15 protein-coding genes are annotated in these 12,506 nt (G+C 71.8%); 8 read left to right on the forward strand and 7 right to left on the reverse strand.

The window, feature by feature from the left end; all coding sequences use genetic code 11:
• The first annotated feature begins 88 nt into the window (after positions 1–88).
• From JAN01S_RS02035 to JAN01S_RS02055, 5 genes are all read left to right on the forward strand, one after another.
• Positions 89–454, forward strand: coding sequence for a hypothetical protein (locus JAN01S_RS02035; RefSeq protein ID WP_068312887.1), 366 nt, complete (start codon positions 89–91; stop codon positions 452–454).
• Complete coding sequence (locus tag JAN01S_RS02040) at positions 447–887, forward strand: phage holin family protein (RefSeq protein WP_244884715.1); 441 nt, start codon at positions 447–449, stop codon at positions 885–887. The genes JAN01S_RS02035 and JAN01S_RS02040 overlap by 8 nt, the downstream gene beginning before the upstream one ends.
• Positions 884–1,270: a DUF3618 domain-containing protein gene (locus JAN01S_RS02045; RefSeq protein WP_068312890.1), complete on the forward strand. Its 387-nt coding sequence runs from the start codon at positions 884–886 to the stop codon at positions 1,268–1,270. The genes JAN01S_RS02040 and JAN01S_RS02045 overlap by 4 nt, the downstream gene beginning before the upstream one ends.
• Complete coding sequence (locus tag JAN01S_RS02050) at positions 1,270–2,328, forward strand: YihY/virulence factor BrkB family protein (protein ID WP_068312892.1); 1,059 nt, start codon at positions 1,270–1,272, stop codon at positions 2,326–2,328. The genes JAN01S_RS02045 and JAN01S_RS02050 overlap by 1 nt, the downstream gene beginning before the upstream one ends.
• 165 nt (positions 2,329–2,493) lie before the next feature.
• Positions 2,494–3,843, forward strand: a complete 1,350-nt coding sequence (locus tag JAN01S_RS02055; protein ID WP_157075557.1) for a hypothetical protein — start codon at positions 2,494–2,496, stop codon at positions 3,841–3,843.
• Between the two features lie 68 nt (positions 3,844–3,911).
• On the opposite strand, the gene pdxS is transcribed toward JAN01S_RS02055, so the two are convergent.
• Entirely contained in the window at positions 3,912–4,808 is an 897-nt protein-coding gene (pdxS, locus tag JAN01S_RS02060) for a pyridoxal 5'-phosphate synthase lyase subunit PdxS (protein WP_068312899.1), read from the reverse strand.
• Positions 4,809–4,937: 129 nt separating this feature from the next.
• Here pdxS and JAN01S_RS02065 point away from each other — a divergent pair, with 129 nt between their 5' ends.
• Complete coding sequence (locus JAN01S_RS02065) at positions 4,938–6,269, forward strand: aminotransferase class I/II-fold pyridoxal phosphate-dependent enzyme (RefSeq protein ID WP_068312909.1); 1,332 nt, start codon at positions 4,938–4,940, stop codon at positions 6,267–6,269.
• 16 nt (positions 6,270–6,285) lie between these two features.
• Here the strand turns inward: JAN01S_RS02065 and JAN01S_RS17040 are convergent, their stop codons facing one another.
• The 6 genes from JAN01S_RS17040 to JAN01S_RS02095 all read right to left on the reverse strand — a co-directional run bounded on the left by JAN01S_RS17040 (position 6,286) and on the right by JAN01S_RS02095 (position 10,856).
• Positions 6,286–6,822 carry a hypothetical protein gene (locus JAN01S_RS17040; protein ID WP_169797148.1) on the reverse strand — a complete coding sequence of 179 codons (537 nt, stop codon included), beginning with the start codon at positions 6,820–6,822 and terminating at the stop codon, positions 6,286–6,288.
• 47 nt (positions 6,823–6,869) lie between these two features.
• Positions 6,870–7,439 (reverse strand): hypothetical protein, encoded by a 570-nt coding sequence (locus JAN01S_RS02075; protein ID WP_068312915.1) that lies wholly within the window; start codon positions 7,437–7,439, stop codon positions 6,870–6,872.
• Complete coding sequence (locus JAN01S_RS02080) at positions 7,436–8,623, reverse strand: glycosyltransferase family 4 protein (protein ID WP_068312917.1); 1,188 nt, start codon at positions 8,621–8,623, stop codon at positions 7,436–7,438. Before JAN01S_RS02080 ends, JAN01S_RS02075 begins: the two co-directional genes overlap by 4 nt.
• The gene (locus tag JAN01S_RS02085) at positions 8,620–9,555 is read right to left on the reverse strand and encodes a phosphatidylinositol mannoside acyltransferase (RefSeq protein ID WP_068312921.1); all 936 of its coding nucleotides are present in this window, start codon (positions 9,553–9,555) and stop codon (positions 8,620–8,622) included. The genes JAN01S_RS02080 and JAN01S_RS02085 overlap by 4 nt, the downstream gene beginning before the upstream one ends.
• Positions 9,552–10,187, reverse strand: a complete 636-nt coding sequence (gene pgsA / locus JAN01S_RS02090) for a phosphatidylinositol phosphate synthase (RefSeq protein WP_068312924.1) — start codon at positions 10,185–10,187, stop codon at positions 9,552–9,554. The genes JAN01S_RS02085 and pgsA overlap by 4 nt, the downstream gene beginning before the upstream one ends.
• A 105-nt stretch (positions 10,188–10,292) precedes the next feature.
• Positions 10,293–10,856 (reverse strand): HIT family protein, encoded by a 564-nt coding sequence (locus tag JAN01S_RS02095; protein ID WP_068312926.1) that lies wholly within the window; start codon positions 10,854–10,856, stop codon positions 10,293–10,295.
• Between the two features lie 84 nt (positions 10,857–10,940).
• Between JAN01S_RS02095 and JAN01S_RS02100 the strand changes: the two genes are divergently transcribed.
• Positions 10,941–11,648 (forward strand): DUF6882 domain-containing protein, encoded by a 708-nt coding sequence (locus JAN01S_RS02100; RefSeq protein ID WP_068312929.1) that lies wholly within the window; start codon positions 10,941–10,943, stop codon positions 11,646–11,648.
• An 83-nt stretch (positions 11,649–11,731) separates the two neighbouring features.
• Positions 11,732–12,451 carry a DUF6882 domain-containing protein gene (locus tag JAN01S_RS02105; protein ID WP_068312932.1) on the forward strand — a complete coding sequence of 240 codons (720 nt, stop codon included), beginning with the start codon at positions 11,732–11,734 and terminating at the stop codon, positions 12,449–12,451.
• The last annotated feature ends 55 nt before the right edge of the window (positions 12,452–12,506 follow it).

Below are 12,506 nucleotides of genomic sequence, written 5' to 3' on the forward strand. Positions count from 1 at the left end.
CCGCCGCCTCGATGCGTGGACGTGTTTGGTCCCCCGATCGGCGGGTAGCCAGATGAACCAACCGCACGACTCAACCCAGGAGGTTGTCATGGGCAAGATCTCGATGCTCGCCGCCGGAGCCATCGGCTACGTGTTCGGCACGCGAGCCGGCCGTGAGCAGTACGACAAGATCAGCGGCCAGGCCAAGCGGCTGTGGAAGGACCCCAAGGTGCAGCGCAAGGCCGGTCAGGCCCAGGAGGCCGCCGAGGACCTGGGGCACAAGGCGGGGGACAAGATCACCGCCAAGGTCAAGGAGAAGACGGGGAACGACTCCACCGACACCCCGACGACGACCACCACCGCCTCTCCCGGCACCGGCGTCGGCACCACCCCCGGGACCGGCGCAGGCGGTCTCGGGTCGGGCGAGCCCACCTCGGGCCCCGGCACCACCCCGGGACGTGGCGGCCTTGGCTGATCCCACCCACGCGAGCGGCTCGCACGCCGCGGGCCGCGACGACATCCCGACCCAGCACGAGAGCACGGGGCAGCTCGTCGCCGACGCCACCGAGCAGATCGGACAACTCGTCCGTCAGGAGATGGCGCTCGCTCGTGCCGAGCTGACGCAGAGCGCGAAGAAGGCCGGGACGGGAGCGGGACTCTTCGGAGGTGCCGGTCTCGTCGCGCTGTACGGCGTCGCCGCCCTCGTCGCAACCGCCATCATCGCCCTCGACCTCGTCATGCCCCTGTGGCTGGCCGCGTTGGTCGTCGGCGTGGTCCTCCTGGCGGTCGCCGGTCTCCTTGCCCTCGTGGGCAAGAAGCAGGTGTCCGAGGCGGCACCGCCCGCCGAGCGCACCGTCCACAACGTCAAGGCCGACATCGACACGGTCAAGGGAGGCCACCACCCGTGAGCACCTTCGACGAGCAGGAACCCCGCCATGACCTCCGCGCGGTCCCGGACGAGCACCACCCGTCACCGGACGAGGGGGTCGAGCAGCTGGAGCGCGAGGCCGCCGCCACGCGAGCCGAGCTCGGTGAGACGGTCGACGCACTCGCCGCGAAGCTCGACGTCAGGACGCGGGCGAAGCACGGGGCCGACGAGCAGAAGGCGCGGGTGCAGCACGCCGTGGCCAACGTGCGGCGGTCCGCGACCGATCGTGAGGGGAAGCCGATGCCACAGGTCTGGGCAGCGGGTGTCGCCGCGGCCGTCGCGCTCGTCGGGCTGCCGCTCGCCGTGCGCCTCGTCCGTTCACGTGGCAGACGGCTCCACCGGTACCGGGGCTACCGGCTCTGATGACCGGACGAGCTGACCGCAGCGGTCCAGCACCGCACTCGGAGGACTCCCGCGCGCCGGACGGACCGACCGACCTCGAGAAGCCCACGCTGCGCCACGTGCTGCGCCGGACGGCGCGGGAGTTCTCCGCGGACGAGTGCACGGACCTCGCGGCGGCACTGACGTACTACGCCGTCCTGGCGCTCTTCCCGGCATTCATCGCCCTCGTCTCACTCGTGGGCCTCGTCGGGCAGGGGCCGCAGACGGTCGACACGGTCCTCGGTGTCCTGCGGGACACGGCGGGAGCCTCCGTGACGGACACCCTTGAGCCGGTCCTCACCTCACTGGCCCAGGGCACCGGCGCCGGCTTGGCCCTGGTGCTCGGCCTCGCCGGTGCCCTGTGGTCGGCATCGGGATATGTGAACGCCTTCTCACGGGCGATGAACAGGATCTACGGCGTCACCGAGGGCCGGCCGGTCTGGAAGCTGCGCCCGCTGATGCTCCTCGTCACCGCGGTGCTCCTCGTCCTGGTGGCCGCCGTGCTCGTGGCACTGGTCGTCTCGGGACCGGTCGCGGAGTCGATCGGCTCGTTGCTCGGGCTCGGGTCGAGTGCCGTCACGGTCTGGCAGATCGCCAAGTGGCCGGTCCTCCTCCTCGCCGTGGTCGTCATCGTCGCGCTGCTGTACTGGTCGACGCCGAACGTGCGCCAGCCGAAGATCAGGTGGATGAGCCCCGGCGCGCTCGTGGCGATCCTCGTGTGGGTGCTCGCGTCCGTGGCCTTCGGCATCTACGTGGCGAACTTCGGCTCCTACAACAAGACCTACGGATCGATGGCCGGCGTCATCGTCTTCCTGCTGTGGCTGTGGCTGACCAACCTCGCCCTGCTCTTCGGTGCCGAGCTCGACGCCGAGCTCGAGCGTGGGCGGGAGCTGCAGGCCGGCATGCCCGCCGAGGACGAGATCCAGCTGCCTCGGCGCGACACGACCGGCATCGACAAGAAGAAGGACAAGCACGAGGAGGACGTCCGGGATGCGCGAGCACTGCGCCGCAGGGGGCACGGGCGCACCGACCGCGGCTGAGCGCAGGTCACGCGGTGTGCCCCGGTCGGGACCGACGCGGAAATGCACGGAAGTCCGCCTCGCCCACGGCGCGGCACGGTGCGCAAAGTTTGCCCCCGCACGTCGTGTGGGTTCCTTGCCCGGAGGGGAAGCCCGGGCTGGTCACCGGGGGTCACCTTGCTCATCATGCCTCGCCGCGGGTTGCTCGCGTCCGTCCTGTCAGCACTTCTCCTCGCCGTCCTCCTCGTCCCGTCGGGGAACGCGGCGGCCATCGACGACGAGTTCGTCCCGGTCGACCGGTACGTCGTCGGAGGGTGCCGGATCGCCTTCGACGCGGCCGGGACCGCGAGTCCGGTCGGCTCCGCGGGGCGGCCCTGCGTGGGCGTCAGCTCGCTCGGGGTCGACAACCGCGGCGACCTCATCGTGCGGATGACGCCACAGGCGCCGTATCCCTCGCTGCGGATCATGGTGCAGGCCGGCCCCGTGCTCAGTGCTCGCGGCATTGCCACCAGTGCCACGGGCAACGGCAAGCACGTCACCGTGAGGTTCTACGACGCGCGGGACAAGAGCCGGATCAGCCTGCGCAGCACCACGCAGCGGCGGAGGGTGGTCCGTGCCGACCTGGTCATCGGCTGGGTCAAGGTGACACCGTCGGGGACGACGGCGGCGTCCCTGCTCAAGGACCCGGGGTACGACGCGCTCGGCGCCTACCGTGACCGCACGGCGACGTCGGAGACGACGATCGCGGGCGGATGCGTCATCCGCTTCGACAGCGAGACCCCGCGCGTCCACGCCAACGGGACGCACCGGTGCATCGGCGCCTCCTCGCTCCGCCTGTCCCCCACGGGCGACCTCCAGGTGCTGTCCTCGGGCGAGCAACGTGGAGCCGTCGTCAACGCCCAGGCCGACCCCGACGAGACGCTCGCCGCCCGTGGCCTCATCACCGGGGTGACGGCGACCCCGTCGGTCATGACGGTGAGCATCTACGACTCACGGTGGCGCCGGCGGCTCGACCTGCGGCAACCACGTGACTATGCGCGGGTGAAGGGGGTCGTCGCCAACATGTGGGTGTCCTGGACCAAGACGACGCAGCGACCCGGCGTGACCAACGCCGTGACGACCGCTGCCGCGCAGGCCTACGGGCCGTACATCGACGGGTCCGTCGAGCCCGTCGATCTCGTGCAGCGCGGGTGTCGCGTCCGCTTCACGACGAAGGAGGTGGGCGTGCTCCCCTACGGCAACCGGTACCACCTGTGCACGGGGGTCACCGGGCTGGAGGTCAACCGGGCCGGACAGGTCGTCCTCCACGGCCCCTTGGGCGGCATCGTCTCCACCACGACCATCGCCACGAGCGGCCAGACCGACCACGGGCTGCGCGCGGGCCTGAGCGGCGGGGGCGCCCGCTCCACCATCAACATCTACAGCCTCGAGCTGGGCCGACGGCTCGACCTGCGCTCGGCCGCGGACCGCCGGATCATGGTCTCCGACGGCGCCGAGCTCTACCCCGGGTGGACCCACTTCATCGGCAGCTACTGACAGTCCGGGAGCGGGTGAGGGGCCCGGGTCGTCGACCCGGGCCCCTCAAACACGCGCTCGGTGACCCGTCACCAGCCGCGCTCGGCGAGCCGGTGCGGCTGGGGGATCTCGTCGACGTTGATGCCGACCATCGCCTCACCGAGGCCGCGCGAGACCTTGGCCAGCATGTCCGGGTCGTCGAAGAAGGTCGTCGCCTTGACGATCGCCTCGGCGCGCTGCGCCGGGTTGCCGGACTTGAAGATGCCCGACCCGACGAAGACGCCCTCGGCGCCCAGCTGCATCATCATCGCCGCGTCGGCGGGCGTCGCGATGCCGCCGGCGGTGAAGAGGACGACGGGCAACTTGCCGTTGGCCGCGACCTCCTTGACGAGCTCGAAGGGGGCCTGCAGCTCCTTGGCGGCGACGTACAGCTCGTCCTCGGCGAGGTTCTGCAGGCGTCGGATCTCCTGGCGGATGGAGCGCATGTGGGTCGTCGCGTTCGACACGTCGCCGGTGCCGGCCTCCCCCTTCGACCGGATCATCGCGGCGCCCTCGGTGATGCGGCGCAGCGCCTCACCCAGGTTGGTGGCACCGCAGACGAAGGGGACGGTGAAGGCCCACTTGTCGATGTGGTTGGCGTAGTCGGCCGGGGTGAGCACCTCTGACTCGTCGATGTAGTCGACCCCGAGCGACTGCAGCACCTGGGCCTCGACGAAGTGACCGATGCGCGCCTTGGCCATGACGGGGATCGAGACGGCCTCGATGATGCCGTCGATCATGTCGGGGTCACTCATCCGCGAGACGCCGCCCTGCGCGCGGATGTCGGCCGGGACGCGCTCGAGGGCCATGACGGCCACGGCGCCGGCGTCCTCGGCGATCTTCGCCTGCTCCGGCGTGACGACGTCCATGATGACGCCGCCCTTGAGCATCTCGGCCATCCCGCGCTTGACGCGCGCGGTCCCGACCTCGGTCGTGTCACTGGTCATGGTCCACTCCATCTCCCGTGGCCCGCCGGGAGCAGGCCGATTTTTGATCTAGGCCAGAAAGTAGCACGGCACAGGCCAAAGCCGTGACGGTCGTCCACGGGTCGTGAAGGTGGACCTAGACTCCGGGACGTGGGTACCGACGCAGCACTGATCACGGGGGGCACGGCCGCCGAGATCGCCGACAGCGTGCGCGGCCTCGTCGAGCGCGGCCGCCTGGCACCCGGGGAGGTCCTCCCTCCGGTGCGGGCCCTGGCCGAGCAGCTCGGGGTCAACCGCAACACGGCCGTGGCCGCCTACCGTGCGCTGGCCCGCTCCGGGGTTGTCGTGTCGCAGGGCCGCGCCGGCACCCGGGTCGCCCGGCCTGCGCGAGTGCCCCAGGAGGGCTTCGCCCCCGCAGGCTCGCTGCGGGACGTCGGCACCGGCAACCCGGATCCCGCGCTGATCCCCGACCTCGGGCCGGCTCTCGCCGCGGCCGCCGGGCGGCACGTCCTCTACGGCGAACCCACGATCGACCGTGACCTGCTCGCGTGGGCCAGGGGCTGGATGGCACCGGACGTACCGGTGGACGAGGACGAGCTGCACATCACCCTGACGAGCGGCGCCGTCGACGCCGTGGAGCGCCTGCTCGCACAAGCGCTCATGCGTGACGACACGGTGGCTCTCGAGGACCCCTGCTTCCTGGCGAGCATCCACCTGGCGCAGCTCGGCGGGTACCGCGCGGTCCCCGTCCCCGTCGACGCCGAGGGCATGACCGTCGAGGGGCTGCGCCACGCGCTCGACCAGGGCGTGCGCGCCGTCGTGTGCACCCCTCGGGCACAGAACCCGACGGGCGCGTCGCTGAGCGCACGTCGCGCCGAGGCCCTGCGCGCGGTGATGGCGGAGCACCCCTACGTCCTCGTCGTGCAGGACGACTACTTCTCTTACCTGTCGCGGCAGCCCTTCCACTCGATCATCGGTCCGGACCACGAGCGCTGGGCCCTCGTGCGGTCGGTCTCGAAGTTCGCCGGCCCGGACATGTGCCTCGCCGTGACGGCCTGCGACGCCGACACGGCCGCGCGGCTGGAGCTGCGGCTCAGTCCCGGCACGACGTGGGTGAGCCACCTCCTGCAACGCATCACGCACTCGGTCATGACGGACGAGGACGCGCTGGCCCGCATCGACCGCGCAGGCACCCACTACGCGGAGCGCAACGCCACCTTCGCCGCACTGCTCACGGAGCGGGGACTGCCGACGCAGGCCGGCGACGGGATGAGCTTGTGGGTGGAGTTGCCGGTGGCCGCACGGGAGGCGGCCGAAAGGCTGACCCGCCGGGGCTGGCTGGTGCGCACTGGTGACGACTTCCGCCTGATGGAGACCGACGAGCCCTCACGCCATCTGCGCCTGACCGTGCACGACCTCGACGACGAGCAGGCCGAGTCCCTGACCACCGACATCGTCGAGGCGGCGCGAGCGGGCGACTGAGTCGCGCCAGCGGCGGTCAGTCCTCCCGCGGTGGGGTGCCCGGGTCGGACGCCCCGGGAGGCGGCGGAGGTGCCGGACGCCCGGACGAAGGGGGCGGTGGCCCCTCACCGCCCGTCGGCGGCGGTGCGTCTCCGGACGCCGTCGTCGTCCCACCCGGCGGCGGGGGTGGCGTCGCGCCCCCGGGCGACGTGGAGCCCCCGGGCGGGGGCGGTGCCGGATGCGATCCCGCAGACGGGGTCCCGCCGAAGGAGGACCCGAGGCCACTGATGGCCGTCCTGGGGTCCTGCCCCTTGCGCCGCGACCACACGAGGTAGCCGATGAGTGCGGCCAGGGCCAGCGGCAGCAGGCAGCAGCACAGGCCGAGGAAGCCGATGCCTCCACCGCGTCGTCGGCGGCGGCGCCGGCGGGCCGTGGGCACCGCCGCGAGGGCCCGGTCACCCCCGAGCAGGGCCACTTGGGCCAGCGCGAGGTGCTCCAGGCCCACACGCGGCAGGCCGGCGAGGCCGAGCACCTCGTTGAGCGGTGTGACGAGGGTGAGGTCGGCCGGGGTCATGCCCCAGATCATGCCGCCTCCGCGGGCCCGTGGCGAGGGGTCCGGACTCAGCCCGGCAGGGTGTCGTCGAACTCCACGGTCCGCGGCAGGTCGGCGTACCCGGCCAGGCGGAAGAGCCGCACGATCCGCTTGGCCCGCACCCGCTGGACCTCCTTGACCGCCTCGTTGTGGAAGCGGCGCGCCAGCTGGACGCGCAGACCCGCCTCGCGGACGCGCTCGAGCGCAGCGGCGCCGGGGCCCCCTTCGGCCGTGATGTCGGTGACCACCTGCCCCGGCAGCGCGGCATGCAGGACCTCGGTCAGCTCGCTCTCGACGCTCTCGCGACCGGCGAAGTGCTGTCCCTCGAGCAGGTCCGACTCGAAGGTGCGCTCGTTGACCCGCTCGAGCGACTCGCTGGCGGCCGCGGCGAGGAGGAACCCGCTCGCCGGGTCGATGGCACCGGAGTTGGCCAGCTCGAGGCTGGCCTCGGCCCGACGCACGACGTGCGCGTCGAGCGCGGACAGAGCACCCTCCACCTTGGCGTGCAGGCGGTCGAGACGCGCGGCGCTGTAGGAGAGGTACCACGCGAGCACGAGCAGGACGCAGATGACGAGGACGATCCAGCTGATGGTCGTCATGCCGGGCCTCCCCCGGCCCTGCGGTCGATGCCCGGACGCAGCCGGGTGACCTCGCGGTGGTGCATCCCGGAGTCGACGACCGTGTCGTAGACGGCGAGGATCTCCTTGGCCACGACGTCCCAGTCGAAGACGCGCGCCCGCTCGCGCCCGAGGTCCGACAGGACGCGCAGCCGACCCGGGTCCGCCAGCAGCTCGACCGCGCGGGCAGCCAGGTCCTCGGGACGCTCGTTGGCGAAGAGCGCACCGGCCATCCCCGTGCGGCCGCCGTCGAGCACCCGCTGGAAGGCGGCGAGGTCGCTCGCGAGGACCGGCGCCCCGGCGGCCATCGCCTCGACGAGGACGATGCCGAAGCTCTCTCCCCCGGTGTGCGGCGCGACGTAGAGGTCGGCCGAGGCCAGGGCGGCCGCCTTGTCCTCGTCGGAGAGCGCGCCGAGGAACTCGGTCGCGGCGAGCACGCGCTCGGTCAGCTTCGCCCGGGCCGCGTCGACGCTGCCGGGACCGACGACGAGCAGCCGCGCCCCGGGGACGGCGTCGAGGATTGCCGGCATGGCCGCCGACAGGACCGGCAGCCCCTTGCGCGGCTCGTCGATCCGACCGAGGAAGACGATCGTCGGTCGGCCGGGGCTGCCGCTCCAGCGCTCGTCCCGGTTCGCCCGCGCGAAGGCAGCGGTGTCGACCCCGTTGGGGATGACGACCGCGTCACCGCCGATGTGGGTGGTCACGGTGCGCCGCGCGTCCTCGGACACGGCGATGCGACCGTGGATCTTCTCCAGGGACGGGCGCAGGAGCGGGTAGGCGGCCTGCATGACGCGGGAGCGCACGTTGGAGGTGTGGAAGGTGGCGACGACGGGGCTCGTCGTGCCCCACAGGGCGAGGAGCGAGAGGCTGGGTGCGAGGGGCTCGTGGATGTGGACGACGTCGAAGTCGCCCTCCTCCAGCCAGCGACCCACCTTGGCTGCGGCGACCGGACCGAAGAGCAACCGCGCGGTCGAGCCGTTGTAGCGGATCGGCACCGCACGTCCCGCCGGCACGACGTAGGGGGGCAGCTCGGTGCCCTCGTCGGCCGGCGCGAGGACGGAGGCCTCGTGCCCGTGCCGGACCAGGTACTCCGCGAGGTCGCGGATGTGGAACTGGACGCCTCCGGGGACGTCGAAGGAGTAGGGACTGACCAGACCCACCCTCATGCCACAGCCCTCCGGGCCGCGTCGCGCGCCGGGTCGAGGTCCTCGACGAAGACCCGCTGCATCATGTGCCAGTCCTCGGTGTGCCGGGTGATCGCGGCGCCGAAGGCGTCCGCGCAGGCCTGCGTCGTCAGCCTGACCGCCTCCGGGTGGCCCTGGGGAGCCACCTCGACGGCATCGTGGATCGTGACGACCATGCCCCACGAGCGACCGATGCGCTCATGACGCAGCGTGACGGGGAAGAGCGGCAGTCCGGTCTCGACGGCCAGCGCGGCCGGGCCGGCCGCCATGCGCGCCCGGTGCCCGCACAGGTCGACCTCGACCCCGCTGGCGGACAGGTCGCGGTCGGCCAACAGCGGCATGACCACCGGCTCCCCGGTGTCGAGCTGGGCGCGCAGCAGCGCGTAGGTCCCGCGCTCCGCCGGGTGGATGACCATGCCCAGGCTCTCGCGGTAGTCGAGGAAGGCGCGGAACATCTCCTCCGGCTCGAGTCGCTCGGCGACCGTGACGACCTTGCCGAGGTGACGGGCGCACCAGACGCCGGCGAGGTCCCAGTTGCCCGTGTGGCCGAGGAAGGCGAGCACGGGCCGGCCGGCGAGCAGGTGCCCCTTGAGCTCGGGCAAGGCGCCCTCGTAGCGGACGATGGAGTCGACCCGGTCCCCGTCGAGGGACTGCAGGCGGAAGGCCTCGACGTAGTACCGAAGGGCGCCGCGCACCCCCTTCGCCGTCAACGCCTCGAGCTCGTCGGGACCGAGCTCGGGACGCACCCGGGCGTAGTTGGCGCGCAGGCGCTGCACGGAGTCGCCGTCACCGGCGTACGTCCGGTCGGCGGCGAGGTCGAAGAGGCGGTACGCGAGGGACGCCGGGACGAGACGCAGCACCCGCCAGGCCAGCAGGAAGGCCCAGACGGTCGCCTGCCGGCGCAACCGGGTCACGACGTCGCGGGAGTCGACGCGGCGTCGTCGGCGATGCACTGCTGCCGGACGAAGAGCACCCGCTGGAGGATGGTGACGACGCTCGCCACGGCGAGGACGGCGAGGACCACCTTGAGGACGACCTCCGGCAGCCCGAGCCCGACGAGTCCGGTGGTGACGAGGGCGGCGACGAGGCGGTCCGCGCGCTCCGCGATGCCGACGCTCGCGGTCATGCCCAGTCCCTCTGCTCGGGCGCGGGCGTACGAGACGACGCTGCCGAGCACGAGGCAGGCCATGGCGAGCCACGCCATGACGCGGTCGTCACCGCCCTGGAAGAACCAGATGGCCAAGCCGGAGAAGATCGCGGCGTCGCCGATGCGGTCGAGCGTCGAGTCGAGGAAGGCGCCCCACTTGCTCGTGCGCCCCAGCAGACGCGCCATGACGCCGTCGATGGTGTCGGAGAAGACGAAGGCGGTGATGACGAGGACGCCGACGAGCAGCTGCCCGCGGGGGAAGAAGACCAGCGCGCCGACGCATACGCCGATGGTGCCGAGGATGGTCACCACGTCGGGGCTGATGCCCAGGCGGTTGAGGAGTTTCGCCACCGGGGTGAGGATCCGGGTGACGGCGGCGCGCGCGTATCGATTGAGCATGGCGCGACAAGCGTAACCGCGCGCGGGTCGGGTCCCCGACCACCTCGCCGAGTGTGGGGCGGCCGACGACGCTGACGAAGGGGGCCGCGCCCCTCCCCCTTCGCCTCAGGCCTGCGCGTCCGGCCAGGCCGCGACGAGGGCCGCCCGGGCGTCCTCGAGCAGGATCGGCAGCGCCTTGGTCTGCGCGACGATCGGCAGGAAGTTCATGTCGCCACCCCAGCGCGGGATGACGTGCTGGTGCAGGTGCGCTGCGACACCGGCGCCGGCGACGGCGCCCTGGTTCATCCCGAGGTTGAACCCGTGCGGGTTGGACGAGGCCTGGAGGGCGCGGATCGCGGCCTTGGTGAGGGCCGTGAACTCCGCCGTCTCCTCGTCGGTGAGGTCGACGTAGAGGGAGACATGGCGGTAGGGGCAGACGAGGACGTGACCGGCGTTGTACGGGAAGAGGTTCATGACGACGAAGCAGGTCTCGCCACGGTGGACGACGAGCCCTTCGGCATCGTCCTTGTCGGGCGCGACGCAGAAGGGGCACCCCTCGCCGGCCTCGTCACTGGGCCGCTCCCCGGTGACGTAGGCCATCCGGTGCGGCGTCCACAGTCGGTCGAACCCGTCCGGGACACCGACGAAGGAGCGCTCGTCCTCGAGCGGGCGGTCGTTGGCCTCGGTCATGCGGCCGATCCTGTCATGGCGACGATTCGGGCCGGCGTCCCCCTTCGCTGCCTGCGCTCCCTCCGGGCACGGCATGATGTCCCCATGACGACTCCCGGACTGCAGAACGTGGCCGACCGCGCAGGGTTGTACGCCCTGCTCAAGCAGGCTCTGCTGGGCCAGATGCTCGCCGAGCGCTTCGGACGACCTCAGTCGTCCTATGACAGCGCGGCGGGCACGATGACCTTCCACGGCGAGCAGGGCACCCCCTTGACGGTGCCGGCACACCTCATCGCGTTCATCAAGGCGGACCCGAGCGAGGTCATCTGGGGATGGGGCCACCCCAAGGGCGCCGAACACGCAACCTCCGTGCGCGAACTCGGTGAACGCCACGGCATCACCGACCTCACGACGGAGCGGCTTCCCTACGAAGGCGGCAGCGCCCCGCAGGGCCTGCCGCCGACTGCTCGGATGGCCCACCTCACCGGGTCGGCCGCGATTGAGGCCACGCGGCGCGCGCCGTACTACATGGTCGACCTGCCCGGCAGCAGCGACCTCGTGAGCTTCCTGCTCGACGTCGACGTGCCGGAGCCCACGCTCGCCGACGCCGCCACCCGCATGCAGCGCATCCTGTCTGCGGGATTCATCGCCAACCATCGCTCGTCGGTCCTGGGGCTGGCCGAGCACCGGGCAGGGTTCGAGGCGATGCAGGAGGGCCCGGCCATCCGCCTGCACGACGGGAACGGCGAGATCCTCTTCGTCTTCGACCCCCAGGACCGGATCATCGACATCCGCGCACAACTGGGCGCCTGAGGCGGCGAGCCCACCGGACGATGGGGAGTCCTCCCCATCGCCACGGGGTGCGTGGGACGGGGTCGCTCGGCAGGATGGTGCCCATGCACCCAGGACTGCAGAACGTCGCCAACCGAGCCGCCCTCTACGCCAACCTCAAGCAGACCCTCTTCGGTGAGGTGCTGGAGGAACAGCTGGGCGAGCACCAGATCGACGGAGACATGGAGGCCGGAACCCTCCGCTTCGTCGGTGCCGAGCGCACCCTCAGCGCCAGGATCCACCTCATCGGGTCCGTGGCCCCGGGCCCCCGTTCGATGCTCTGGGGGTGGGCCCACCCCCAGGGCGGGAGTGAGGCCGCAACCAAGATCAAGGAGCTGGGAGAGAAGTACGGCATCACCGACCTGACCACTGCTGAGCTGCCCTTCGAGCCCGGCGAGGACGTCGGTGAGACCGTGACGGCCCTCGCGCACCTCGTCGCTTACGTGGGGGTCGAGGCGACCCGCCTGAGCCCGTACTACACCGCCGACGTGGGAGGCGGGACGCGGGCGGTGTTCGTCCTCGAGGGGATCGAGGTGCCCGAGCCCGAGCTGATGCAGGTCGCCTCGCGGCTGGGGTACGTCCTCAGCGCGGGCAACATCACCGACCATCGCTCGACAGTGCTGGGGCTGGCCGAGCACCGTCCCGGGTTCACCGCCACCGAGGACGGCGACGTCATCCGGATCGCCGACGAGACGGGGCACGTCGAGTTCACCTTCGACGACCAGCGGCGGATCACCAACGCGAGCATGAAGCTCGAGGGCGCCGACAAGGGTCAGGAGGGCTGAGCCCTCAGGGCTCCTGCCCGGGCACCCACTCCCGCAGCCGGTCCATCGGATCGGC

It is taken from the genome of Janibacter anophelis NBRC 107843 (assembly GCF_001570945.1).
In the GTDB taxonomy this organism is placed as follows: Bacteria; Actinomycetota; Actinomycetes; order Actinomycetales; family Dermatophilaceae; genus Janibacter; species Janibacter anophelis.

Excerpts from the sequence above, each read along its gene's own strand:
- JAN01S_RS02035 (WP_068312887.1), top strand. The coding sequence starts at position 89 with ATGGGCAAGATCTCGATGCTCGCCGCCGGAGCCATCGGCTACGTGTTC.
- JAN01S_RS02050 (WP_068312892.1), top strand. The coding sequence starts at position 1,270 with ATGACCGGACGAGCTGACCGCAGCGGTCCAGCACCGCACTCGGAGGAC.
- JAN01S_RS02055 (WP_157075557.1), top strand. The coding sequence starts at position 2,494 with ATGCCTCGCCGCGGGTTGCTCGCGTCCGTCCTGTCAGCACTTCTCCTC.
- pdxS (WP_068312899.1), bottom strand. The coding sequence starts at position 4,808 with ATGACCAGTGACACGACCGAGGTCGGGACCGCGCGCGTCAAGCGCGGG.
- JAN01S_RS17040 (WP_169797148.1), bottom strand. The coding sequence starts at position 6,822 with ATGACCCCGGCCGACCTCACCCTCGTCACACCGCTCAACGAGGTGCTC.
- JAN01S_RS02075 (WP_068312915.1), bottom strand. The coding sequence starts at position 7,439 with ATGACGACCATCAGCTGGATCGTCCTCGTCATCTGCGTCCTGCTCGTG.
- JAN01S_RS02080 (WP_068312917.1), bottom strand. The coding sequence starts at position 8,623 with ATGAGGGTGGGTCTGGTCAGTCCCTACTCCTTCGACGTCCCCGGAGGC.
- pgsA (WP_068312924.1), bottom strand. The coding sequence starts at position 10,187 with ATGCTCAATCGATACGCGCGCGCCGCCGTCACCCGGATCCTCACCCCG.
- JAN01S_RS02095 (WP_068312926.1), bottom strand. The coding sequence starts at position 10,856 with ATGACCGAGGCCAACGACCGCCCGCTCGAGGACGAGCGCTCCTTCGTC.
- JAN01S_RS02100 (WP_068312929.1), top strand. The coding sequence starts at position 10,941 with ATGACGACTCCCGGACTGCAGAACGTGGCCGACCGCGCAGGGTTGTAC.
- JAN01S_RS02105 (WP_068312932.1), top strand. The coding sequence starts at position 11,732 with ATGCACCCAGGACTGCAGAACGTCGCCAACCGAGCCGCCCTCTACGCC.